Origin of the sequence: Roseburia porci (genome assembly GCF_009695765.1) — a bacterium.
Lineage (GTDB): Bacteria > Bacillota > Clostridia > Lachnospirales > Lachnospiraceae > Roseburia > Roseburia porci.
The window spans coordinates 1-23,456 of sequence record NZ_VUNI01000032.1; the positions used below are offsets into that span (position 1 = coordinate 1).

The 23,456-nt window shown below is 34.9% G+C and carries 18 protein-coding genes; 3 read left to right on the plus strand and 15 right to left on the minus strand.

Annotation, left to right across the window (positions count from 1 at the left end; translation table 11 throughout):
- Positions 1-67: 67 nt before the first annotated feature.
- The 3 genes from FYJ75_RS13360 (at position 68) to FYJ75_RS13370 (ending at position 2,622) form a co-directional block, all read left to right on the plus strand.
- Positions 68-475 (plus strand): Mu transposase C-terminal domain-containing protein, encoded by a 408-nt coding sequence (locus tag FYJ75_RS13360; RefSeq protein ID WP_328596954.1) that lies wholly within the window; start codon positions 68-70, stop codon positions 473-475.
- The gene (locus FYJ75_RS13365) at positions 475-1,293 is read left to right on the plus strand and encodes an ExeA family protein (RefSeq protein ID WP_154430921.1); all 819 of its coding nucleotides are present in this window, start codon (positions 475-477) and stop codon (positions 1,291-1,293) included. Before FYJ75_RS13360 ends, FYJ75_RS13365 begins: the two co-directional genes overlap by 1 nt.
- Positions 1,294-1,740: 447 nt before the next feature.
- Complete coding sequence (locus tag FYJ75_RS13370; RefSeq protein WP_195839034.1) at positions 1,741-2,622, plus strand: family 43 glycosylhydrolase; 882 nt, start codon at positions 1,741-1,743, stop codon at positions 2,620-2,622.
- Between the two features lie 14 nt (positions 2,623-2,636).
- Here the strand turns inward: FYJ75_RS13370 and FYJ75_RS13375 are convergent, their stop codons facing one another.
- The 15 genes from FYJ75_RS13375 to FYJ75_RS14705 form a co-directional block, all read right to left on the minus strand.
- Entirely contained in the window at positions 2,637-4,088 is a 1,452-nt protein-coding gene (locus tag FYJ75_RS13375; RefSeq protein WP_154430923.1) for a sugar transferase, read from the minus strand.
- A 101-nt stretch (positions 4,089-4,189) separates the two neighbouring features.
- Positions 4,190-4,888, minus strand: coding sequence for an acyltransferase (locus FYJ75_RS13380; protein WP_154430924.1), 699 nt, complete (start codon positions 4,886-4,888; stop codon positions 4,190-4,192).
- Positions 4,889-4,925: 37 nt separating this feature from the next.
- A complete protein-coding gene (locus FYJ75_RS13385) occupies positions 4,926-6,095 on the minus strand; it encodes a Coenzyme F420 hydrogenase/dehydrogenase, beta subunit C-terminal domain (protein ID WP_154430925.1) in 1,170 nt (389 codons plus the stop codon).
- 19 nt (positions 6,096-6,114) lie between these two features.
- Positions 6,115-7,023, minus strand: coding sequence for an aldo/keto reductase family protein (locus FYJ75_RS13390; RefSeq protein ID WP_154430926.1), 909 nt, complete (start codon positions 7,021-7,023; stop codon positions 6,115-6,117).
- A complete protein-coding gene (locus tag FYJ75_RS13395; RefSeq protein WP_154430927.1) occupies positions 7,024-8,466 on the minus strand; it encodes an oligosaccharide flippase family protein in 1,443 nt (480 codons plus the stop codon).
- A 43-nt stretch (positions 8,467-8,509) separates the two neighbouring features.
- On the minus strand, positions 8,510-9,718 hold the full coding sequence (locus tag FYJ75_RS13400) for a polysaccharide pyruvyl transferase family protein (protein ID WP_154430928.1): 1,209 nt from the start codon (positions 9,716-9,718) through the stop codon (positions 8,510-8,512).
- A gap of 3 nt (positions 9,719-9,721) precedes the next feature.
- Positions 9,722-11,074: a hypothetical protein gene (locus FYJ75_RS13405; RefSeq protein WP_154430929.1), complete on the minus strand. Its 1,353-nt coding sequence runs from the start codon at positions 11,072-11,074 to the stop codon at positions 9,722-9,724.
- Positions 11,075-11,140: 66 nt separating this feature from the next.
- Entirely contained in the window at positions 11,141-12,262 is a 1,122-nt protein-coding gene (locus tag FYJ75_RS13410) for a glycosyltransferase family 4 protein (protein ID WP_154430930.1), read from the minus strand.
- Positions 12,263-12,339: 77 nt separating this feature from the next.
- A complete protein-coding gene (cps2T, locus tag FYJ75_RS13415) occupies positions 12,340-13,575 on the minus strand; it encodes a beta 1-4 rhamnosyltransferase Cps2T (RefSeq protein WP_154430931.1) in 1,236 nt (411 codons plus the stop codon).
- 49 nt (positions 13,576-13,624) lie between these two features.
- Positions 13,625-14,974, minus strand: coding sequence for a YveK family protein (locus FYJ75_RS13420; RefSeq protein ID WP_154430932.1), 1,350 nt, complete (start codon positions 14,972-14,974; stop codon positions 13,625-13,627).
- Positions 14,975-15,106: 132 nt separating this feature from the next.
- Positions 15,107-15,880 (minus strand): hypothetical protein, encoded by a 774-nt coding sequence (locus FYJ75_RS13425; RefSeq protein WP_154430933.1) that lies wholly within the window; start codon positions 15,878-15,880, stop codon positions 15,107-15,109.
- Between the two features lie 18 nt (positions 15,881-15,898).
- The gene (locus FYJ75_RS13430) at positions 15,899-16,963 is read right to left on the minus strand and encodes a DUF6077 domain-containing protein (RefSeq protein ID WP_154430934.1); all 1,065 of its coding nucleotides are present in this window, start codon (positions 16,961-16,963) and stop codon (positions 15,899-15,901) included.
- Positions 16,964-17,121: 158 nt separating this feature from the next.
- Positions 17,122-19,650, minus strand: coding sequence for a GH25 family lysozyme (locus FYJ75_RS13435; RefSeq protein WP_154430935.1), 2,529 nt, complete (start codon positions 19,648-19,650; stop codon positions 17,122-17,124).
- Between the two features lie 28 nt (positions 19,651-19,678).
- On the minus strand, positions 19,679-20,995 hold the full coding sequence (locus FYJ75_RS13440) for a sugar phosphate nucleotidyltransferase (RefSeq protein ID WP_154430936.1): 1,317 nt from the start codon (positions 20,993-20,995) through the stop codon (positions 19,679-19,681).
- A gap of 177 nt (positions 20,996-21,172) precedes the next feature.
- Positions 21,173-23,248 (minus strand): sulfatase-like hydrolase/transferase, encoded by a 2,076-nt coding sequence (locus FYJ75_RS14705; protein WP_195839035.1) that lies wholly within the window; start codon positions 23,246-23,248, stop codon positions 21,173-21,175.
- Positions 23,249-23,456 lie beyond the last annotated feature (208 nt).

A 23,456-nucleotide genomic window follows, 5' to 3' on the forward strand; every position in this document is an offset into this window, starting at 1 on the left:
GGAAGCATTCTTCTTAGCAAGGCTTCCTTAAGTTCTTGACTGTAGTTCATAGTGAAAGCTCCTTCCTGTGATAGTTATATACTACCACAAAAACTTTTTTCTTTCACTGACAACTATTCTAACACACAGGGATCATGAACAGAGAAAAGTTGACAAGGGAGCCTGCATCAGTTTCCGCGGGAAGCGTTACGAAACAAACCCATCTTTGATTGGACACACTGTAGAGATTTCTTATGATCCTGCAACGCCGGAACAGATCACCATTTCTTATCAGGGAATGGAACCTTTTACCGCAGTCCCGCTAAAGATTGGTCCGTATTGTGACAAAAGACCGACCCTACCTGCTTCTATGCAGGAACAGACCCCTACGACCTCCCGCTTTCTTGATGCACTGGAGATACATCATAAACAGAATCAACAACAAATGGCAGATGCCATTTCCTTTGCTTCCTACCGGAAGGAGGCGAACGACTAATGTATGAATCATTCTTTGGTATGGAACAGACTCCGTTTGTGCGGGATGTCCCACCAGAAAAGCTATATGAATCCAATGCATTCCGTGAAACACTTGGACGGCTGTCTTATGTGGCAGACCGTCAGATGTTCGCCGTTGTAACTGCTGATCCCGGGTGCGGTAAATCCACTTTGATCCGCCGATTCTATTCGGGACTTCCGAAAGAGGATTACATCGTACTTTATCTGTCCGATTCGAAGCTGACCCCGCGATGGTTTTATAAAGGCCTACTGGACCAGTTAGGACTGGAATCACGGTTTTACCGCGGTGATTCCAAGCGTCAGCTGCAACAGGAGATCGAGATTATCCGGGGAGTGCAGCATAAAAAGGTTGTCTGCATCCTGGATGAAGCACATCTGCTGGAAAAGGAAACACTGGAAGAATTTCGTTTCCTGCTCAATTACAGATTTGATTCCATGAGTCCTATGGCTGTTGTGCTGGTCGGACAGACCGAGCTGTGGGAAAACAAACTGAAGCTGCAGCGATATGCTGCTATCCGCCAGCGCATTGATATGTACTGTATTCTGCCACATCTGGACAGGTCTGAGACGGAGCAGTATATCGCAAGTCACATGGACTACTCTGGTTGTGCGCAAGAGGTATTTACAACCAAGGCGTTGGATGAGATCCATAAAGCGTCGGCCGGAATTCCACGCATGATCAACCGGATCTGTGAAAAGGCTCTTATGTATGCATTTCAAAACCAGAAACGTCTGATCGATGATTATATGATTAAGTATGTCGTAGAGCATGAGATGCTTGGAACCATGACTACTTAGACCTTATTGCCGCCTGGCTACAGGCGGCAACCCTGCAAAGGCTAATGACAGGAAATTAATCAATCTAGTGACAGTTCATGTGAACAAGTCAGTGACAGTTCATGAGGTCAGTAACAAAAACTTTCGTCAGAGTACTTTTTTTCCAAGAAAAATGAGTTAACTTTTACCAAAAATGTAGACATCTTTTATTAGTTTAAATGTCGAAAATCAGATTTTTATGAAACATACCCCTACTTTATCATACCAAATCTCACCTCGCACTTTACATTTCGGCAATACAGCAGTACCATAGATTTGATACTATAATTTTGATTATTCTCAAAGGTTTTACTTTAATATATGTACAAGAAAAAAATATTTTTACTTATCGCATTGTTACTTTTACTAACCGTTCTTTCGATGATATTCTTATACCTTGTATCTCCCAAGAAGAACGCACATATTATCATGAAAGTAGCAAACGCACACAATGGTGATGCCAAATTCTATAATGATTATATTGTTACAGAAGTACAGGGAAAACTCGTGATATACGATATGAATGGTAATCAGATTAAATCATTCTCTGATATAAATGCAAATTGGATTTACTGTATGCCTCAGGAAAATTATATTATTTATGCGAATTCAGATTGTCAGATAGGGTTGTTAAAAGTGGATGATAACTTCAATATTATCTCTAATCGGATCATAATGACCACGGCCAATATGCAAATTGATCCTACTCTGATCAAGGTTCAGAATACTTACTATCTAACAGCAACAGAGATTCAAGGAACAGCAAATAACGCAGATATCAATGCCGAAAATGGCACATATACCTTACATTTATTCAAATCAACTGACTTAACGAACTGGAGTCTGGTACAGGATGTAATTACTGCTAAGAATAATATAGAAGACGTGGATATTATGTATCTTAATCATAAATTCTATATTACGTTTGAAAAAGAGGTTGTTGATAAAGGAGACAGTTCCCTGAATGTTGCTACTATCGATACAACACAGGCAAACAAAACTACAATCACAGAACTCCTTCCTGCAGACTGTGATCATGAACCAGCCTCTGTAAAAGCAACAAAAAATGGATTCCGCGTTTATTACAGTTGCGATAAAAATTATCCAGGAGAATCCTATTCTGGCAGCCAGATCTTCTATTCTGACTATGATCTCAATTGGAATCCAATCTCTATCGATTGTCCGGTTGAAACCGAAACACAAAAAGGAATCCTACTGTATGAGGTAAAAGACGGAGACCACGGAAAACAATATTTCCTATATTCACAAGATTATTTAAATGAAGATAATATGATAATAGAGGAGCAATAAGCTCCTCTATCATTTTACATCGATCCTTCTTTTTTCAAAACAACTGCTACCGTCTTAAACAAGATCTTAATATCAAGTCCAAAACTCCAGTTTTCAATATATTCCCGATCTAACCTAACAACATCTTCAAAATCTGTAATATTACTTCTTCCGCTCACCTGCCACATTCCTGTAATTCCAGGTTTTGTTGCAAGTCTTGCGTGATGATGAAGATCATATTCCTCGACTTCAGATACCAACGGAGGTCTTGTACCAACTAATGACATATCACCTTTCAACACATTAAAAAACTGTGGAAATTCATCAAGACTCCAGTCTCTGATGTAATTGCCGATTCCCTTCTTATGCGTACCATCCGGCAATTGTTTACTACCAATAATTCTCGGATCCCAATCTAGTTTAAACATTTTACCATCTTTCACACGATTCTGATCCATAAGTTCCTTTTTGCGTTCTTCTGCATCTAAATACATACTTCGGAATTTATAAAGCTTAAAACGCTTTCCATTCTTTCCAACTCTTTCCTGTTTGAAAAAGATCGGACCAGGTGACTGAATATAAATAATCGGTCCGATTATAACGCATAAAATTAACGTAACTGCACTTCCAACCAAACCACCTGCAATATCCAGACATCTCTTCATAAACAACTGACGTGGACTTGCATAATTAATTGTTGTCGTAATTACACTGTATTTACCAAGCTTCTCCACAAAGCTCTTCTGTCCCGGCACATCCAAATGCTCACTTACCCTCGTATGAACTACAACACCCATCTCCAGGAACTGACTCGCAATCTGCTCCGGATAATCTGCATTTGGCAATAAGTTAATAAATACTTCATCCACCCAACGTTCCTGGGCATACTCAATTACATTAGAAAGATTAGCAACAACCGGATACTGTCCAACATATTTTCCCTGCATATTCTGGTCAGAAACAACAATTCCAATCACCTGAAACATTTCATAATTATGATTTTCCAGATTATATTGTGTCCTATCAAGCATATCTGATGAAGTTATAATAATTAGCGAATGTTTTCCACCGTCTTTCATATGACTTCTCAGGAAAAGTTTCCATATGGTTCTGGTCAAATATCCCAATACCCAATATAAAATTCCTGTCATATACAGTACCATACGTGAAAAATCCTCTGCCGCCTGCACTGTAAATAGATATAGCGAAGCCATTACTAATACCAATGCAACCTGCTTAAATGTAGCAACCGCCTCAACCCAATATCCTCTCTTCAATACATTATGTAATGTTCCAAATCCAATGATTCCTACAATCTGCATAAGCGTCAAACTCATCGCCATATTGGCATAGAGCTGATTCTTATACATATTTCCAAATCCATGACGTATTATATAAGCTAAAAAAAAGGCAATATGAAGACTCAACATATCCCATAACATAAAATCAACATGTTTCAGCCATCCTGTAGCTTTTCTCTTGTACATTTACATTTCCTCTTTTATCTAAATGAATAGCTATATTTTAACATCATTTAACCGATTCGTCTACATACGATTGCAAACATTGCTCTTAATCAGCAAAATATCTAATCCCAAAATTGCTTTTCATATTCATGAATATATTCTCTGCTCCAACATGCATTATCTTTAAGAACTTTTCCTGGAACTCCCGCAACAAGAGATGCTCTTGGAACATCTTTTCTTATCAATGTCATTGCGCTAATCAAAGAATCTTTTCCAATTGTAACACCTTTCAAAACAGTGACATTGTTCGTAAGCCAAACATGATCTTCAATCACAACATCTTTTGAAAAATTGATAGGTCTTCCATCTTCCCCAGGAATTGAATGAAAATCGCTGTCATATATTACAATATTTCTCCCCATCATAACATCATGTCCTAAAGTAATATGTTTACCAATCACAATTACCGAACCGGTGTTTGCCGAGAAAAATTTACTCTCCAGCAAAGCATCTTTATGGACATCTATAAAAGTTCCAAAAAACAGCAAGACCTCTTCTTCACATATCCATTTTGAATTATCTGCTAAACGAATATAAGTTTCAGCCTTAGCTCCTTTTAATTGATTAATTCCAAAATGAATAGTTCCATTTAATATAAGTTCCGCACTCTTAGCAATTTCTAATACGGCTCCCTTAAAAGGGATGATATATGCGCCTTTGGAACGCTTTACCTGTTTTGTCAAAAAATTATATTTAACAAATTTAAACCAATCAACCTTTCTTATTTTTGAAAGTCTTTCACTTGCAGATTTTTTTCCCATAAATAATTACCTTTCATTTTCTTATGTGAACTATCTTTTACCATTTTTTACGTTTGAAAACATGTTTTAAAATAAATTTTATATACCGCTTTCCCTTTTGAACAATATTTTCTGTATAAGTTTCTTTCACGGCTTTACTAAATGGCTCTTTATCCAAAAGTTCAAAAAACTCACTGCGATTTCCCTTTTGAATTGCTTGTCCAAACAAATATGGATTTCCATCTAACACCTCATCCAGACTCCGTTTCTCCAGATGTAAATTTTTTATGGCAGCTTGAATGAGTTCTGCACCTTTTTGTGAATTTTCAAAGACAACAGAAATTCCTTTTTGTACATCCTCATCCGAGCATCCTTTGATACCCCAAAAATCTCCAAATGTCAAGTCAGCCTGTCGTGGCATTGTTTTATATAAACACTCCTGACAATTTTCTCTCATAAACAGGTTTCCACAAGTATAGCCCTGTATCCACCAATCTGTATAGCGATCTTTGTGATATTCTTTTCCATTTTGAAATATAATATTTGTAGCTAAACTCTGCCATCCTGTTTTTTTGCTTTTTTGACGTACTAACTTAACTGACGATTTATAGTTTCTTTCAATCTCATCAATATACGCAGTATATGCCTTTGGTGAATTTATACCTTTACAAATAAAGTCAAGTAAATATAAATTTCTTTGATCCTTCCCTAAAAAAGAACGTAAAGCTGCAACCTGACAAGGTGTTCCGCAAAACAAAACTTTCTCTCCATTTTTTATTAATGTAGAAATTTCCTTATAAATACCTGCTGTGTCACTTTGAAAATACTTTGATCCCATAATTGCATTCAAATCATCATAAGTCTTTCCAATAACATGTTTTGCTGTTTTAAAATCAGAACTAAAAATACATCCTGCGATGTATCCACCTTCATCAATAAATGCTTTTGCCACTTCATAATAAATTCCACCAGAAGTACTATCATATCGCACTTTTTCATTAAGCGACCATGCAGCATATACTGCCGGATCAGAGTTGTTATCCGACGGAACAATATTCAAAGCTGGACATTTTTTTATGCACAAACCACATTCGATACATTTTTCTTCATCTACAGTAGGATACCAACATCCATCATTTTCCGTTTTAAAATCTACTGCACCAGATGGGCATATATCTCCACACATCTTGCACCCAGTACATTTGTTTTTTTCAATTGACGATATCATAATCTGCTCCTATCGTGTCTTAGCATTTTGTAAAATCAACTGTATCTGGATCATATCTTAATCTGCACTCAATATTCATATTATCAATTGACTCCATCTCGCTTTGTTCCAGGCAAAAATCAAATATGTTCATATTTGATTGCAAATGTTCCAAATTAGTTGTGTTAGCAATCGGTATAACCCCTCGCTGATAATGCCATCTCATAATAACCTGTGCAACATCTTTATGATGTATTTCTGCAATTGTTCTCAAAACCTCACTCTCACGTATGCGTTTATCCATACGGCCGGTTGGCGTATAAGCCATCATCTGAATACTATTTTTCTTACAATATTTAAGCATTTTATTTTGTGAAAACAGTGGATGACTCTCAATCTGACAAACCATTGGTTTAATTTCTGCACTTTTCATCAATTCTTCAAAATGATGTTCTTTAAAATTGCATACGCCAATAGCGCGCGCTAAACCTTCTTTATAAAGCTGTTCCATTTGTTTCCAACACTCTAAGTAGGTATCTGTTTGAGGCCAATGCATAAGATAAAGATCAACACAATCAACATTCAGATGTTTTAAGCTCCGCATCAACGCTTTTCGAACATCGCCCTCACGCTGCTCTTGATTGGAAAGTTTTGTAACTATAAAATATTCATCTCTGGAATATTTTTTTAAACATTTTCCTAACACACGCTCACTCTGACCATATGCACTCGATGTATCAAATAAATGACAATCATATTGAGGCGCTTTTTTCACAATTTTAATAATTGATGTATCACGCTTCCAATGATATCCATGTCCTATTGTAATATCCTTAAGGAAATCGACCATACCTGCTAAAATATTTTTTCGAATAAAAACGAACGTTCTATCCGTTCCAAAGCCTATGCAAGGCATATCTACCCCATTGTATAATTTAAAGGTTTCCATTTATTTTTTGGAATTCTCCTTTCTTCCCAAAATCATTATTAACATTGGTTTAACTACTCGATAGCAACCACACATCATTGTAATAATAAAAATCACCATAGACACCCATCTAAGCATCATATGATCTATTACAAGTAATATCCATCCAGAATATACTACCAGCAAAACAACACTTATCGTTATCATTTTTACTGGAAACATAGGACTATTATCAATTTTTTTTGAGATAAACCAATGAAATGCAAACAATAAAATATAAGATGCCAAAGTTGTCCATGCAGATGCTATATACCCATATTGCTTTATAAAAAAATAATTTAACACAATATTTACAACAGCAGCCAAACTTGTCCCTAACGCAATAAATTTTGTTTTCTTATAAAAATATTCTATATGTACCGGCAAAGAATACAAAAAAATAAAATAAATGGCAAATGATAAAGGAACTACCATAGACGCGCCTTCATAATAATCTTTTGTTCCTGCAATGTGAATTACATCAGGTGCTAAAGAAACAAACCCTATATATAATATATTCATTAACAAAATATATGCTTTCGCCTTTTCTTTTATTTGAATATATTCTTTTTTGTCCAACTGTTCATACATCCAAACAGACCATGCACTATCAATAGACTGCACTATAATTTGTAAAATGCTGGCAATTGTTTGTATAAATCCATAAATTCCAACTGCTGCGACACTTACTAATGTATTTATCATAATACGATCGAACTGGTTTAGTATTTGTTGTGAAAATGTGTGTACAACCAAAGGTAAACTGATTCCAAGACCATATTTCCAGTATTTTACATTAAAAATTTTATCTTTATTCCGAACTGCTTTCCGAAAAAAAATGCACCAAATGACTGCTGCAACCATAATTGGAACAATAGCATATCCATAAATTCTAGCAATATGTTTATTAGTTGTAAATACTACTTGAATTAAAAAGATAGAAAGAACAGTTCCACCTATTGAATTTATACCAGATGCAACCAAAAATTCTTTATATCTAAACTCAAGCGCCAGGCGAGTATTATAGAATTGAAAAACAAACATAGCATAGCTATGCGTAATAAGAATATTTAATAAAATTCTATTAAACTCAAACTGATCAGGAAAAAATGGATACGCAATATTTCCAACTATCAAAAATGCCAAATACACAATTCCACTCAACACCAGTGTACTTGATACATATGAGTCAAATTCATTTCGATAATCATATTTTGCAGTGCGCAAAGACCCATATAAACACAGACCTACAAAAATTGTTAAAATTGTTTCATAAGAAACATAAAGATTATAAAATCCAAATTCTTCCGTAGTTAAAATACGTGAAAAAATTGGTAATGTCAGAAAGGAGATTCCCTTTAATAAAACATTACCAATGGTATATGCCATTCCTGCTTTCGCTGCTCTGTTTCCTGAACCTGCCATTCATATCTCCTTCAGTTATTCTTTATGTCATGATATTAAACAATCAAAACAATTCTTCTATTTGTAATAACGATTTTTTTTGCACTTTTTTCAATTCACGCTCAATTTGCGACACTAACTGTTCTCTATTTTGTAAAGCCATATTTAGTCTATTAATTACTTCATCATGTACGCAACCGTCAGACCAGATTTCATCACCTCTGCATTGGTAAATATAATCATTCAGTCCAAAATCATCGCCTATAACGCCCTTAAATTTTACACTATATGATAAGCATATCGGAACTGTTCCCATATTAATTGATGAAACTGCAGCATGCATTCTTCCTGTAATCGTAGCAAGACCTCCTCCTAAAAGAATTCTCGCTTCATATGGGAAAATCAACTGATCTACTACATGAATATGTTCTTGATAGCAAGGTTCCAATTCTTCCATAATTTTGTCTATAATAATTTTATCATTTGAGTCCGAAACGTGAATTACATGTGCAAGTAATAAAACATCTGTTTTTAAATCACCAATAATATACTCAATTATTTTTTTATATTCATTAACATATGTTTCTGTATCAGATGTATATTGTCTCCTAGCTCCAGACGGAACAACTGTAATATATTTTGTCAATGCAGTATATTTCTCTAAAAGCTTTTTCTTTTTATTTTCATCATTTTGAAACGGGATATCTAAAAATGCCAAATCCCGTGCTTCATGTAACTTGGTAAATTGAAACTTTTCTTGCAAATAATTGTAACAATCATGATCCCTGACATAAATCATACAATCTTTCAAACAACGACTAACCAAGTCAACTGCATAGCCGCTAAATGGTCCCATTGTCTGTCCCAACAAATACACTTTTTGTTTCTTTGAAATTTTCTGAAATTTCAACATATCAGACACAAAAACCTGTGTTGAATAATACTGCGAAATACAATCTCCTCCAAGTACAACACACATATCATATTTTTTACGATTGTATATGATTTCTCTCGGGATGTTAACAAGTTTCTCTACTTTACCTATAATTCCTCTTCTTTTTCTGTTATACAATTTTTCTTGATAAACTTTTATACCTTCTGGTAATGATTTTTTTACACGTTCTAATTCCTCATCATCAAGAACATCTAAATAAAATTCAAGATTTTTTATGCCTTTCTGTTTTGCCTGATCTGCATAATACTTTATAAATGCACACGCCATCATTAAATTTCCGTAATTTGTCGGATGAATATAAAACAGCTTAATCTTCATAATTTATATTTTTCTCCTCACGCACGACACTTCTTCACTATAACTTTCATCTCTTGTAGCCATTCCTATATATATAAAATAAATACATGTTCCCATAATAGATACAGAACTCTCCGAAAAAAACATTTCAATGACAATACATAATAATATGGTAATGGCTAATATTGTAAACTTATCATGGTATTTGATCCACTTTTGACGTAATTCAGAAAATATCTTCCAAAAATAGATTAAAGTAATTGCCAAACCAATATATCCTATTTGTTGAACAAACGTTCCAATATAGCTTTCTGTCGTTGCAATCGAGTTGTTCGCAATTTTTGCAGTCATAACTCCTGCTGTACCAAGTCCAGTACCAAATATTGATGAAGCCTTAAACCCATTAATTAATCCCACAATATGATTAGCTGTTGCTGTTGCAGATGTTAACTCTTGAATACTTTTTACAACATACATAAGTACAATAATTCCGCAAAAAATTGCACCATACTTGACTAGCGATTTTGGCAATATATTTCTGTAATATATAATAACAACTATAGTAACTGCCATAAATACAAAAATCGCCTTTGAAAGTGATAACACACTACATATAAAAAGTAAAACTGCTAACATAAAATACTGATTAAGACGGTTCTTTTTACTTGTATATCTAACACAACCAACTGCAATAATAACAAAACCTATATAAATTAAATGTGCTGTAGCTAATGGATCTGCTGTAATCGAAACAATTCTTCTAACAGGTACACCACCAAAATCCCAGGTATAGAAATTTCTAGTAACCCCCCTAAATAACTGACTTGACAATGTTCCCTGCTTTTCATACATATATTGTGCAAATCCTAACTTTGACCAAAATGCATCTCCTAAAAATAATAATTCTATTATGCCTAAAACCGCTAAAATGGTAGAATATCGAACATTAAATTTCAATACTCTTCCCACAGAATCTTTATTTATACGAATACTTTTTCCAACTATAATTCCCAAAAAAGGAATTAGACATTGTCTCAAAGAAATTATAGCTGCAGATAATGGTGCACTCGTCACAAATAAATTTTTTAAAAGTAACATTGCCACACCAGTCAACAGCAATAAATCCATTTTTTTAATTTTAAAAACATTTTTTTTCAATGCACATAGCACTACAGCTATATAAAGCATTCCTTCTTTCATTAAAGAAAAAATCGTTATTAATGATGTTGAAACCTTTCCAGAAAACAATATCACCAAAATATTCTGAAACATCACAACTAGCAGAAAGAAACGCAACATTGTCCAATCATTTTTTTGTGCAAAATATAATACACTAATTCCATAAAGTACACATATACTTAAAAATATTAAATCCATCCTAGTCTCTCAAATATTTTCTCTCTATTTGTCAATCTTTCTTCTTTATGTTGCCTAATTTCTAAGTTAATAGCATTGCTCTACAATCTTTTTTGCCAACTCATCCCAGTTCAAAGTCTGTTTAACAAGATCATATCCTGTTTTTCCCATATTCGGAAGATTGTCTATATCTAAAATTGCTCTTTCCATTGCATCTGCCAAGCTATTAAAATTTCCAGTTTCTGCTATATATCCAGATTTGCCTTCTTTTACAAATTGTGTAAATGCAGGCAAATCAGATGAAATAACTGCTTTTTGATAGCCATATGCAAGTTGAATTACTCCGCTTTGATATACATCCGTATACGGTAATACACAAGCATCTGCTGCACTATAAAAATATCTAACCTCATCATCCGGAATGTATCTTATGTCCATCTTCAAACATTCACTCAAATCATTGTTATCTATAATCTCCTGACACTCTGAAAAATCTGCTTTCCAAACACTTCCTGCAATAACGACATATAAATCCGGATATCGATCTTTAATTTTCAATAAAGCTTTTAATAAGAGATCTACTCCTTTTACTTTTTTTATTTGTCCAAAAAACAAAAAAACAATTTTATTCTTCGGTATACCAAGTCGTTCACGGCTCTCATTCTTATCTATCATATCAACATAATCCAACATATGGCCATGCGGCACCATGCATACCTTGTTCTTTATGTCAGGGAATAATTCTGCAAACCTTTTCACATTTTCAGGTGCCTGTAATATAATCGAATCTGCTAAAGTATATAATTTTTTATGAAATCGTAAATCATAAAACTTCTGATTAAATGGTAATATATCATGTACTGTTGCAACATATTTTATTTTATATTTTCTTTTAAATTTATTTAAAAAATAATAATCTATCGGAGAAAATGTATACCATTCTGTATGTAAAATATCAAACTTTCCCTTTTTTAGGATATTGTCAATTCTCCTGTATGACCAGATATAATTTTTTAATTTTGCAACTTTTCCTATATTTTTTTCATCTGTATTAAAAAGATTAATTCTTTCACAAACGCAATTTTCTCTTTCCTTTTTTTGATCTATTGCAAGCACAACCTCTGCACCAGCTTTTACAAGTCCATTTGCTAAAGGAAAAGTATATTTATAATTAACCTTTGTAATTTGGTCTATAAGTAAAACTTTCATTTTTACATATCACTCTTTCCAGAAGAAATAATCATATATTCCCCTTTTTGTATTCCTATTATGAGAATAATTGCAATTTAGTTTTTTACAAATACATGCTCATACTGCTCGCATATTTTTTCCCAAGTATACTTTGCAGCCACTCGTTGTTTTGCTTTAATTCCCAATTCTTCGATCTGTTCTTTTTTCATCTCATCGGCGATGTTTATCAAATTTGCCAGATTACCAGCTTCTCTGCTCCAATATAATGCACACTCTTCTGCTACTTCTCTATTAAATCCAACATCAACAAGAAGGTTTAAATCCGTACTTCCCAAAGCTTCTATAAGACTTGGATTAGTTCCCCCAACAGTATGTCCATGAAAATAAGCATATGCATTTTCTCTTATTTTTTTAAGCAATTCCTGATCATAAACAGTCCCAACGAATTTAATTCTTTCATCACTCTTAAAATGTAATTTATTTTCAAGTTCATTCAAAAATTTATCGTTTACATTTGTAATAATAGCAAAATCTTTCGTACTTTTGCTCTTCATAAATTCTCGAATCATAATTTCAAAAGAATTTTCTGGTACAAATCTTCCAACTACAAGATAATAATTTTTCTTAGTTAACCCCTTATCATAATACCACTCAAGCAATTTCTCATCATTATCTTTTAATTTACTCTGCGTTAAATCTGCCCCATATGCTATGTATGTAGTTTGTGGATTGGTGCCTCGAATACCCTTTCCATCATAACATTTGTGAATATATTTCTCTATATTAACAGAATCACATATAACAAGGTCACTATATTTAACCATCATCTGTTCAGAAATTTTCCAGTATTGACGGACTGGTTTACTCCACTTAGCTCTCATCCACTCATGCCCATCTGGATTTAAATATACTTTTCCACCAAGTTTATGAATTTTATGATAAAAATATTTTGCAAAAGGTCCAATGCGACACGCCATTATATATACGATCGGATGCATTATATTATGTTTTTTTATATGCTCGCAACAAGCTTTCAATGCTGCAACATCATAATAAATAGCCTGAGCAGCACCAATTTGAGGGACTGAAATTTTAAAGCAATGTGCATTATGGAATTCAAACTCATTGTCGCTTATCCTATTTACATGGTCTAACTTATTTTCATCCATACAGCCATCGCCATTAGCCTTGCAAGCTATATGATATTTAATTTTGGGGTTATCTTGATGGTATTCTGTAAGCTTATAAACAAAAGTTTCATATCCGCCATATGCCCCAAGACTTTTTGCACCTACACAGTACACATGCTGTACTTTTTTTTCTTGTCGCATTATATTATTCATCCCCTATTTCTATCTTTTTATCTGCAATCTCATATATCTAAATACTATCTACAAGTACATTTCCTAATATATCCATATTGCATTTCTCACATAGAGCAATTTCTTTTTCAATGTCTGTATAAAAAGATCCATTTTTTGTTTCAATCATAATAACATGACCTGCATTTCCAATTTTCTGTAATGCAATGGAAATATTTTCTACTCCAAGACCACAAACAACCTCTAATTGTTTATTTCTCAGTTCCTTTTCCAGTTTCTGTAACACTTTTTGTGATTTTTCGGAAGTATCTGTTCCAATCAATCCAATTTTATGTATTCCATTTGCTGTTGCACATGCAACAATTTGCTGTACAACACTACCCATAGACTCTATTTTCTTTTCATTTATTACGTCAAATGTATAAATCTGATATAAATCCTGTATATCTGTATAATTGCGAATCTGCTTCTGCATTAAATATTTAATCACAATCCAGCCAGCTAAAACAATAATTCCAAGTCCACACCCTATAGCCATATATTTCTTGCTGATAATCTCGCCTTTAAATTCTTCATCTACCTGTTCGTCATTTTTTATCAATGCACTGTAATAAGCATTTTGATCTCCTGTTAAATTTGCTCCAATTGTACTCATTTGCGTTTCAAGCGTAGCAATTGCTGTTATTTTTGCCTGTTGCAGTTCAAACACTGTTTCATCTAATGTTGACGACTCATGCCGTTCAGAACTTATTGTATGAAAATCACCATATTTAGGCTGTAATTGTCCTTCGTAATTCTCTACTTCTTGTTCTATAATATCAGCCATTCCATTTGCAAGTTCCTCAGAGTCTGCACATATACTAATCTTCATAGTTTGTGTATTTTCTAATGCTTCGACAGTAATTAACTCTTTCAAATACCGACTTTCAATATCTCTTCCTGTTTTTTCTTTTATTTTCTCAATCACTTCATCCGAAGTCAGATATAATCCGTATTCAGCGATAATATCAGCTGCATTATTCGTTTGTTCAATTACCGGATATACACTTTTATAACCATTATCAATATAATACTGCAATTCTATTGTAGTAGCATTATCTGTTCCGATTTTCATTAAAATCGAATTTTCATTATATTCAAGATCTGACTGATACTGTTTTTTGCAGACCCCATATGTTTCATATGCCTGAACTACTTTTTCCTGCTCTTTCTGAGTAAGGTTTGATTTATACTTTTCTAATTCAGATTCTGAAACTGGTTGTCCATCCATATACTTATTGTAAGATATTCCATACCCCACTGCACTCATTGCAAACGCTCCAATAACCCCTGCAATAACTAATCCTTTCCATTTCTTAACGATTCGTCTGCCCAGTTCTTTTATATCAATTGCAATTTCTTCATTCATTCTTTTGGTGTATTCCTTTCATTTTGTAATTTTTGTATAATACAACAAACTAATATAGTATAACAAACTTCCCTAAATTCGTCTATACTTTAACCTTTTAATTTGTTTCTATGAAGTCCAGCCATTTTTCATTTAATATAAAATCTCAAAAATGTCATATCCATCCACCTGTTTCAAAAGTATAAAAGAAAATTGTTTCATATATTCCTCTGAACAGTTTTCATTTTGTGGAATTACGATATATTTATATTGTTCCTGTTTCATTAATTCACCCACTCTTCCCCAATCTGCTTTTTCTAATTGTTGAAGATTAGAAGCCATTTCAGCTGTTCTTTCATTCCATCCATCAATATATCCTTCAATATTTCTTCCATACATCATTTTTATATCTGTACTGTATTGCCGAACGTATGAATATAACTGACTGCACATAACTACTTTAGGTTCTGTATCAAGTTGTAATAAAGCATCCGATACATCAATAGCCTCTTGTGGTAATTTATATATATTTTGTGTATTAGTATAGAATAACTGTTTTGAAAATACATTCTTGCTATTACCGCATATAAGGATTAATATTATAAGCAAAAAAATCCCTTGCCTCTTCGGTTGTTTTATTCTATCAACCACTATCAACACCGCTACACTGACGACTATCACTACAGGAAATAGCCAAAATACTCGCCAATATCCATAATGAAAACATTTCTGCCATATATACCTATAGAAAAAAGGATTGTACACCAAAAACATAATCACTAATGTCGGCCACCCTATCAGTTTTCGAAGTTTTTCCCTTCCAAGTAACATAATTATCAAAAGACTCGCCATATATAAAAATATGATGAGTCCATTGTTATAATATCCTTGAAAGAAAGCAAACATTTCTTTCCATGTTTCACGCATAAATTTTCTATTCTCCTGTTAAAATATAATATATACAATCCCATACAGAATTGTCGGAATACACGATAGCGCTACTTTCAATAATACATCTAATTTTTTTTGGATAATCGCAATATAAAGTCCTAAACTGCCTATCACAATTGCCGAAAGAAATATTCCCATTCCAGATAATAGACAACATGCAATATCAGTCAAAAAAACTAAATAATATATGTATTTTTTTGTTTTTAACTGATATAGCAACATCATAAGATAGCACAAAAATGGAAGCATAACTCCTGCAACCACTGCCTTTCCCTGCCAGATCCTGGTAAGAAGAAAAACAGCCTGCGTTTGTTCAGAATTTGTAAAGTGCATATTTATAACGGCTATTATAAGCACAAACATACAGCAATAACTAAAATTTTTCTTAAAAATTCTTTCTGCCATCAACCAGTAACAACCATATGCCATTGCAACAAGAATCCCCGGTAAAATGGTATGTGCAATTATAGTTGGATGAACATTTAATATCTTGGCGATAAGTGCAATATAGAAAGTCCATGGAGATGGTACATCTTTTGCAAGTTCCCCCACCCAGGTTCCAACATACTCTCCTGTAGCTGGATTAATTAATAACATAGAATCATGATCAAATGCTTCAAGTGCATTTACCACAAATCTTGCATCATCTTCATCATATTGTGTTCCAATCACACACGCTACACATTGACATATTATAACCGCACACATAAGGACAAATAATAGTTTTTCCGTTTTACTTCTATGAGTTTTTATACATATATGTGAATACATATGTCTATGTTTTTTCACTTTCCATACACTCTGTAACAAAAGAGTCGAAAAAATACTGATTTCCCATAAAATAACTGCCATGGAAAAAGAGGCTTTCACTAATATCAACGGAACTGCAATGATTTGAAATATTGCCCACATAACTATTGTTCCAACCAGATATCTGCCAATAATTTGCGACAAAGTATCATTTTGTTCTCTATAAATTTCTTTCCAAATTCTATCTCCGAGCATAATAGGCAAAATGCCTAATAATAGAATTCCAAGTATTATACTTGTAAGCCACATCTTTATATATTCCTTTTTTTCTCCATTCTTACATCCAAAAAGAGAATATCCGAAATCGGATATTCTCTTTTATAATACGATTTTATTATAAACTATTTACAGGTATATGTAAATATTACAATTTTATTAATTTTTATTTTTCTTTGTTAACACCTTTATTACTTTTTTCTAAAAGTATCCTTTGTGGTTCCAGGTGCATTTCCCCCTTTATCTACAAGAACAATCTGAATTGCTTCTAGCCTATAGCTATATCCTTCTGTTCCTGCTGCCTGACCATTCTTGGCCCAGCCCATCCATCCAATATTCTGTGCGTGCACTCGGTAATATATATCGTAATGCTTTGCCATCTCTCCAGTTAATTGTATTTTTACAGCTTCAACACGTGCAGCTTTTCCTGTAGTACCAGCCATCTGACCATTTTGCTTCCAACCTTGTCCCCAGCCAACATTCTGAATATGGGTCTGATATTGAACTCCTCCATTATACATCGGGTTAAGCAAATGAATTTTCAACGCTTCCAGCCGAAGTCCTTTTCCTGTACTTCCTGATATATCGGATTCGTTTACATCATTCCCCCAACCAGTTCCCTGTATATGAGTACTGTATTTTATTCGAGTACAGCGGAACGGATTCTTTGTGCTCCCAGGTGCACTTTTTCCTTTTTCAACAAGTACAATCTGAATTGCTTCTAGTCTATAGCTATATCCCTGCGTTCCAGCAGCTGCTCCATTTAATGTCCAGCCCATCCATCCAATGTTCTGAGCATGTACTCGATAATATATATCATAATGCTTCGCCATTTCTCCGGTAAGTCGTATTCTAACAGCTTCTAATCGAGCAGATTTCCCAATTGTTCCATCCGTCTGACCATTCTGTTTCCAATCTGTTTCCCAGCCGACATTCTGAATATGGGCAAGATATTGAACACTTCCGCTATATTCCTGATTAATCAGATGAATATTAAGAGCTTCCAGTCGAAGTCCTTTTCCTGTACTTCCCGATACATCAGATTCATTTACTTCGCTTCCCCATCCAACATTTTGAACATGTGTATTATATTTAATTCTTGTAGCACGAAATGGATTTTTGGTACTTCCTGGGGCACTCTTTCCTTTTTCAACAAGCACTATCTGAAGTGCTTCCAAGCGATAACTGTACCCTTGTGTTCCAGAAGCCGCTCCATTTAATGTCCAGCCCATCCATCCAATATTCTGCGCGTGCACTCGATAATACACATCATAATGCTTTGCCATCTCTCCAGTAAGTTTTACTCGAATTGCCTCTAGTCTTGCTCCCTGTCCTGTGGTTCCGGCCATCTGTCCATCAGACACCCAATTCTGCCATCCTATTCCCTGTACATGTGCACAATAGGTAATTCCTCCTGAATATTTCTTACTGCCAAGATTAATCTTAAGTGCTTCCAGCCGAAGTCCTTTTCCTGTTGTTCCAGCGCTTACACCATTGGATACCGCATTCTGCCACCCAATTGTCTGTACATGCGTAGAATAGGATACATCGGAGTCGGAATCATATCCGCCTCCCATAAGCGTTCCATTATCATACCACACATCCATATCTACATTGCCAGATATTCCAGGAACCGATCCTGTAGAAGTATACTGCCAAAAGCGATAATTGCCACTATATCCTGTCTGATTCGTATAATTAGCAAGCCACACTAGATACTTTGAAGAAATATCTGATGCATTTAACTGAGCCTCCAGCATTGATTTATTTGCATAAACCATTCCATAATAGCCTCGACTCTGCACTCTTTCGCAGAATGCATTTACAACAGAAGTTGCTGCATCAGCAGATAAATGTGCATCATATAATCTTCCGCTATTGCCTGCTCCATATTCATAATCTATTACAATAGGAAGATCAATTGCATTCCCTGCAATCTGATTAATTGTATAATCAGCCTCTTCCTGTGCCTCACTTGTACTGATTGCCTGCGAGAAAATATATACTCCAACCTTTAGTCCGGCAGCCTTTGCTGCCTGAAGATTCTGGATACCCTTCTTGTCTTTTGCAAGCGTTCCACTTGATAAGCCTCGATATCCTACACGTATAATCGCATATTCAATTCCAGCTGCTTTGACCTGATTCCAGTCAATATCTCCTTGCCATGAAGAAACATCCACACCACTTCTCTTTGTTGTTCCATTAAACTTGCTATCATGAACAATTCCAGCAGATCCGGTCAAATCACTATAAGTTGCAATACCGTATAATTCATCCTCATTGTAAAAATCTTCGCTTACATTTCCCATTGCACGACCAGCTTCTGGATCATCTTCGTAATCTCCATCCACATCCTGTGGAAGATCCGTATCGCCCGCCATGTCTGGGTTCATAACACACTCTGCTGATTCATCATTATTTTCTACTGTTTCTGTACTAGCATCTGTTTCAGATTCTGGTTGAACCACAACAGCATCGTCTTCACTTTGCTGCGTTTCCGGCTCATTTTCCGCATCCACGTCCAGTTGTGCCCCTATTTCATTTTCTGTGTTCTCGAATTGTGCCTCTGTATCTTCCTGCTGTGTTTCAAGAACTGCTTCGTCCGGCTCTGTCTGCTGTGTCTCTGTTACATTTTCTGCATAAAATGTTCCCATCGGCATTGACGTCAGTCCCAACATAAACGCACATACAATTGCTATTCTCCGGATTCTCCTTTTCATTTTTACCTCTTTCTTTCGTATTTAAACTTTATTTATAATCTGAGTATTTCTTTTTATCCTGTGCGCTGATTTCATTACCGATCTGTACTTCTATCAATGTCAAATCTGTATCTGCACTGATCGTATGCCGTACGCCCTTTTCTATCGCAATCACATCTCCAGATTGAACTTTCTGTTCACGTCCATCAACAACCGCTCTGCCGCTTCCAGACACAATTGTCCATACTTCATTACGATGTTCATGACTGTGATAACTCATATGACATCCAGCTTTCAACAGCACACGAATCGTCATAGATTTGGGTTGTGCGTCTAATACCGTATAGGTTCCCCATGATTTTTCTGCATACATAATGTCACTGCTGATTTTCTCAACATATGGCTTCATATAACCGCTCCGTTCTTTATCGGATATCAGTATTCCATCGCCACTTGCCGCAACAACCATATCCTTACATCCCATACAAAGTATCGGAATATTAAGTTCATTCACTACATTAGTATTCTCGCAGGTCTCATCCAGTGTTACATTTCCTTTTGTCGCATCTGACATTACCTCGGACATCATATTCCATGTCCCGACGTCCTTCCAGTCCCCTGAATAGCGCATGACCTGAATACGTTCTTCCTTCTCAACTACAGCATAGTCAAAACTAATCTTTGTAAGCGTATCATACTTTGCATACAAATCATCATAATCCGTAAAATCAATCAGACTATGCGCCTTATTTAATAAATATTCCAATTTAAACGCAAAAACACCTGCATTCCACAATGCGCCCTGCGCTATATAGTCTTTTGCAACCTCTGCCGTCGGTTTCTCTTTGAATTCGCGCACCTTGCTGACTGCTTCTTGTCCTTCCGGAATAATATAACCATACTTCTCACTTGGATATGTCGGTTCAATTCCCATCAGCGTAAGATTGGCATCACCATTCGTTGCTAGCTTACCAAGCTTTAGTACGCCCTCATAATAAGAATTCTCTACATATGGATCTACAGGGCAGATTACAACGGCTTCTTCTAATGCAATTTTCTTTTTATCGTGTAAAAAAGCTGCTGCCAGAGCAATTGCAGGAAATGTATCTCTTCTGCATGGTTCCACACAAATATCAACCTTATCTCCAAGCTGATTATGAATTGCACTCACCTGGGTCTTACTGGTGGCTATTGTAACATTAGCCGATGAATCAACTTCTGTAATCTGACGATACACTCTTTGTACCATAGATTCATAACTGCCATCCTCGTTCTGAAATAGCTGAATAAACTGCTTACTTCTTATATCATTTGACAAAGGCCACAGGCGCTTGCCACTTCCTCCTGAGAGCAAAATAATATTCATTTTGAAAGCTCCTTAATTTTTATAAATTTACACACACTGAAAAAGAGAACCCCCTCCACTTAGGGCATTCTCTTTCATCTCAATTGTCACTTCATTATAAACTATATTTTTCAAGATGTAAATATTTCAATTGTGTTACAATTCTCTCATTATTTACTGTATTTACCATCATAATTGCTAATGAAATGTATTACCATACAGCAATTTCTGCCTGTATAACTTAGAATCTTTCAAGAGTTCCACCTCGAGATAATCCTTCCCATATCGCTCATACAATGTTTTCTCACCAGAATACAGATTCACGCCCAATCCAAGTCTGTTGCCTTCTATCTTCACTCCCATCGCCGCCAATGTCGTAGGAAACAAATCAACTGTAGTATATTTTCTCTGTATGTTGGATTGCGTATTAACCACATCACCATTTACAATTGCAACATAGGTTCTCCGGTCAAACAAATCTGCTCCCTGTTTTGATATATAATCTGAATCCATCGTCAGATGATCTCCCGATATTACAACCGTTGTATCCTCATAGAAATCCTGTTCTGACAACCAATCCAGAAATTCTGCCACCTGAGCACTCGAACATGCAATAACATTGCTGTACTGATCGTTATATTCCTGTTCACACAAATCACATACATATCCACCTGTAAAATGCGTATCTACGGTAAGCATTGTAAAGTTAAATGGCGCATCTTCTTTGGAAAGCTTCTGAATCTCATTTTTGGCATATTTAAATAACTTCTTGTCCTCAAATCCCCACCATTCATAATAATCTTTATCAATATAGTTCTTATCTATAGCAGTATAGTAATCAAAAATGTCATAATTTCCATGCCCTGCGAAATATGATGACCTTCCTGCAAATTTACCATCGGACCCTATCATAAATTCCTGATTATATCCCTGCTCATTTAATATGTCCCCAATTGCCCAAATACCTGGAAGATAATTATTCTCTGATTCCCATTTGGCATTTAAAGTATCATTGCTTACAATATTTTCATTAATTATAACCCCTGATGTCTGTGCCACCAAAGCTCCCATGGTAAATGTAGCCCCTGGAAGTGTATAAGCTCCATTCAGTTGTTCTCCATCCCCAAAGCATTCGTTCTCTAATGCGATATCTGTCAGCTCCGGAATATAATTCTCCATCATTGCTCCACCGGATTCCCGATTGGCATACGTCATCTCCATAGATTCCAGATAAATATAGACAAGGTTCCTTTTCTTCTCTGGGAAAGTGAGCTGAATATCTCTTCCATCCACGTAATAATCATCGTACAATGTTGTGTCTTCACCAATATATTGAAGATAAGACCAGAAATTAAAATGGTAGCATGCAACACCAATTGCATATGCCCCAAGCACCACTCCCAACAATCCACTCCATAAAAGGAAGGTGCCTCTCTTCCCAATTCTTGATAATGCTTTATATACACCTACAATTAAAATCATTACAATCAGGAAGATAATAATCAGGACTTTCGCTATTCCTGCAAACGATGAAGTATTTGTTCCCTCCAGTGGTGTATGCATATGATAGATCAACTGTCCGATTGGAACATCTCCAAAATTCGTTTCCAGATAATATACTCCATAATTCATAGCAAGACCAAGGAATAGAAAAATGACAGCAATTCCAGTTCCAATCCAATGATACCATCGCATTTTTCTTTTCTCTTCTGCCGGATAGAACACAATCTGAAGAATTCCAAAGACAAAGTAGAAAACAACCATCAGATAATATGGCTTCATATTGGCATACATAATTTCATTTACGATTTTTGTGCTAAAATCCTTTTTAAAAGTTATCCTTGAATCATCATTTTTCGCATGAACTTTCAACACATCATCTTTTACTGTATACTCTACATTCTCAAATGCTAACATATACGGAACAAGTTCTTTCCCTTTTAAGGAAAAAAGTTCTTCATCATTATAGTAAAAGGTTATGCTTTTAATTTCATAATCTTCTTTTTGATTTGTAGGATCAATACGCAGGAAGTTATTTGAATAATCCAATTCTTTCACATGAAATAAAGCTTTATTTTCTGTAATATGCACTATATAACTATTTTCTTCTGTGATTCCTGTAAGGTTCTCCGCATAGAACAATTGAGCCTCACTTTGTCTGCCAATTTCCTGTTTCCCATAATTCAATTCAATATCAATCTTTTCCTGGAACTGCAAACCATTTAGCAATAATGTTATTGCTAATACCGTCAGGAAAAAATTTGCTAAAAGCACAGCTATTTTTCCTGCAGATTTTCTTCCCCTCTTCATCTTATATTGTACCCTCTCATCTTATGTTATCCATATATCAGGTAAATAAAAAATAGGCTTCGCCTATTCAACTCCCCTGCCCCTCAATCTTGAGGGGTGGGGTTTTCTTTTGCTTCATTTTTCTACATAATAGACATATGAATATCTTACAAACAATCTTTACAGACTATTA

Excerpts from the sequence above, each read along its gene's own strand:
- FYJ75_RS13365 (WP_154430921.1), top strand. The coding sequence starts at position 475 with ATGTATGAATCATTCTTTGGTATGGAACAGACTCCGTTTGTGCGGGAT.
- FYJ75_RS13370 (WP_195839034.1), top strand. The coding sequence starts at position 1,741 with ATGAAAGTAGCAAACGCACACAATGGTGATGCCAAATTCTATAATGAT.
- FYJ75_RS13375 (WP_154430923.1), bottom strand. The coding sequence starts at position 4,088 with ATGTACAAGAGAAAAGCTACAGGATGGCTGAAACATGTTGATTTTATG.
- FYJ75_RS13380 (WP_154430924.1), bottom strand. The coding sequence starts at position 4,888 with ATGGGAAAAAAATCTGCAAGTGAAAGACTTTCAAAAATAAGAAAGGTT.
- FYJ75_RS13385 (WP_154430925.1), bottom strand. The coding sequence starts at position 6,095 with ATGATATCGTCAATTGAAAAAAACAAATGTACTGGGTGCAAGATGTGT.
- FYJ75_RS13390 (WP_154430926.1), bottom strand. The coding sequence starts at position 7,023 with ATGGAAACCTTTAAATTATACAATGGGGTAGATATGCCTTGCATAGGC.
- FYJ75_RS13395 (WP_154430927.1), bottom strand. The coding sequence starts at position 8,466 with ATGGCAGGTTCAGGAAACAGAGCAGCGAAAGCAGGAATGGCATATACC.
- FYJ75_RS13400 (WP_154430928.1), bottom strand. The coding sequence starts at position 9,718 with ATGAAGATTAAGCTGTTTTATATTCATCCGACAAATTACGGAAATTTA.
- FYJ75_RS13405 (WP_154430929.1), bottom strand. The coding sequence starts at position 11,074 with ATGGATTTAATATTTTTAAGTATATGTGTACTTTATGGAATTAGTGTA.
- FYJ75_RS13410 (WP_154430930.1), bottom strand. The coding sequence starts at position 12,262 with ATGAAAGTTTTACTTATAGACCAAATTACAAAGGTTAATTATAAATAT.
- cps2T (WP_154430931.1), bottom strand. The coding sequence starts at position 13,575 with ATGCGACAAGAAAAAAAAGTACAGCATGTGTACTGTGTAGGTGCAAAA.
- FYJ75_RS13420 (WP_154430932.1), bottom strand. The coding sequence starts at position 14,974 with ATGAATGAAGAAATTGCAATTGATATAAAAGAACTGGGCAGACGAATC.
- FYJ75_RS13425 (WP_154430933.1), bottom strand. The coding sequence starts at position 15,880 with ATGCGTGAAACATGGAAAGAAATGTTTGCTTTCTTTCAAGGATATTAT.
- FYJ75_RS13430 (WP_154430934.1), bottom strand. The coding sequence starts at position 16,963 with ATGTGGCTTACAAGTATAATACTTGGAATTCTATTATTAGGCATTTTG.
- FYJ75_RS13435 (WP_154430935.1), bottom strand. The coding sequence starts at position 19,650 with ATGAAAAGGAGAATCCGGAGAATAGCAATTGTATGTGCGTTTATGTTG.
- FYJ75_RS13440 (WP_154430936.1), bottom strand. The coding sequence starts at position 20,995 with ATGAATATTATTTTGCTCTCAGGAGGAAGTGGCAAGCGCCTGTGGCCT.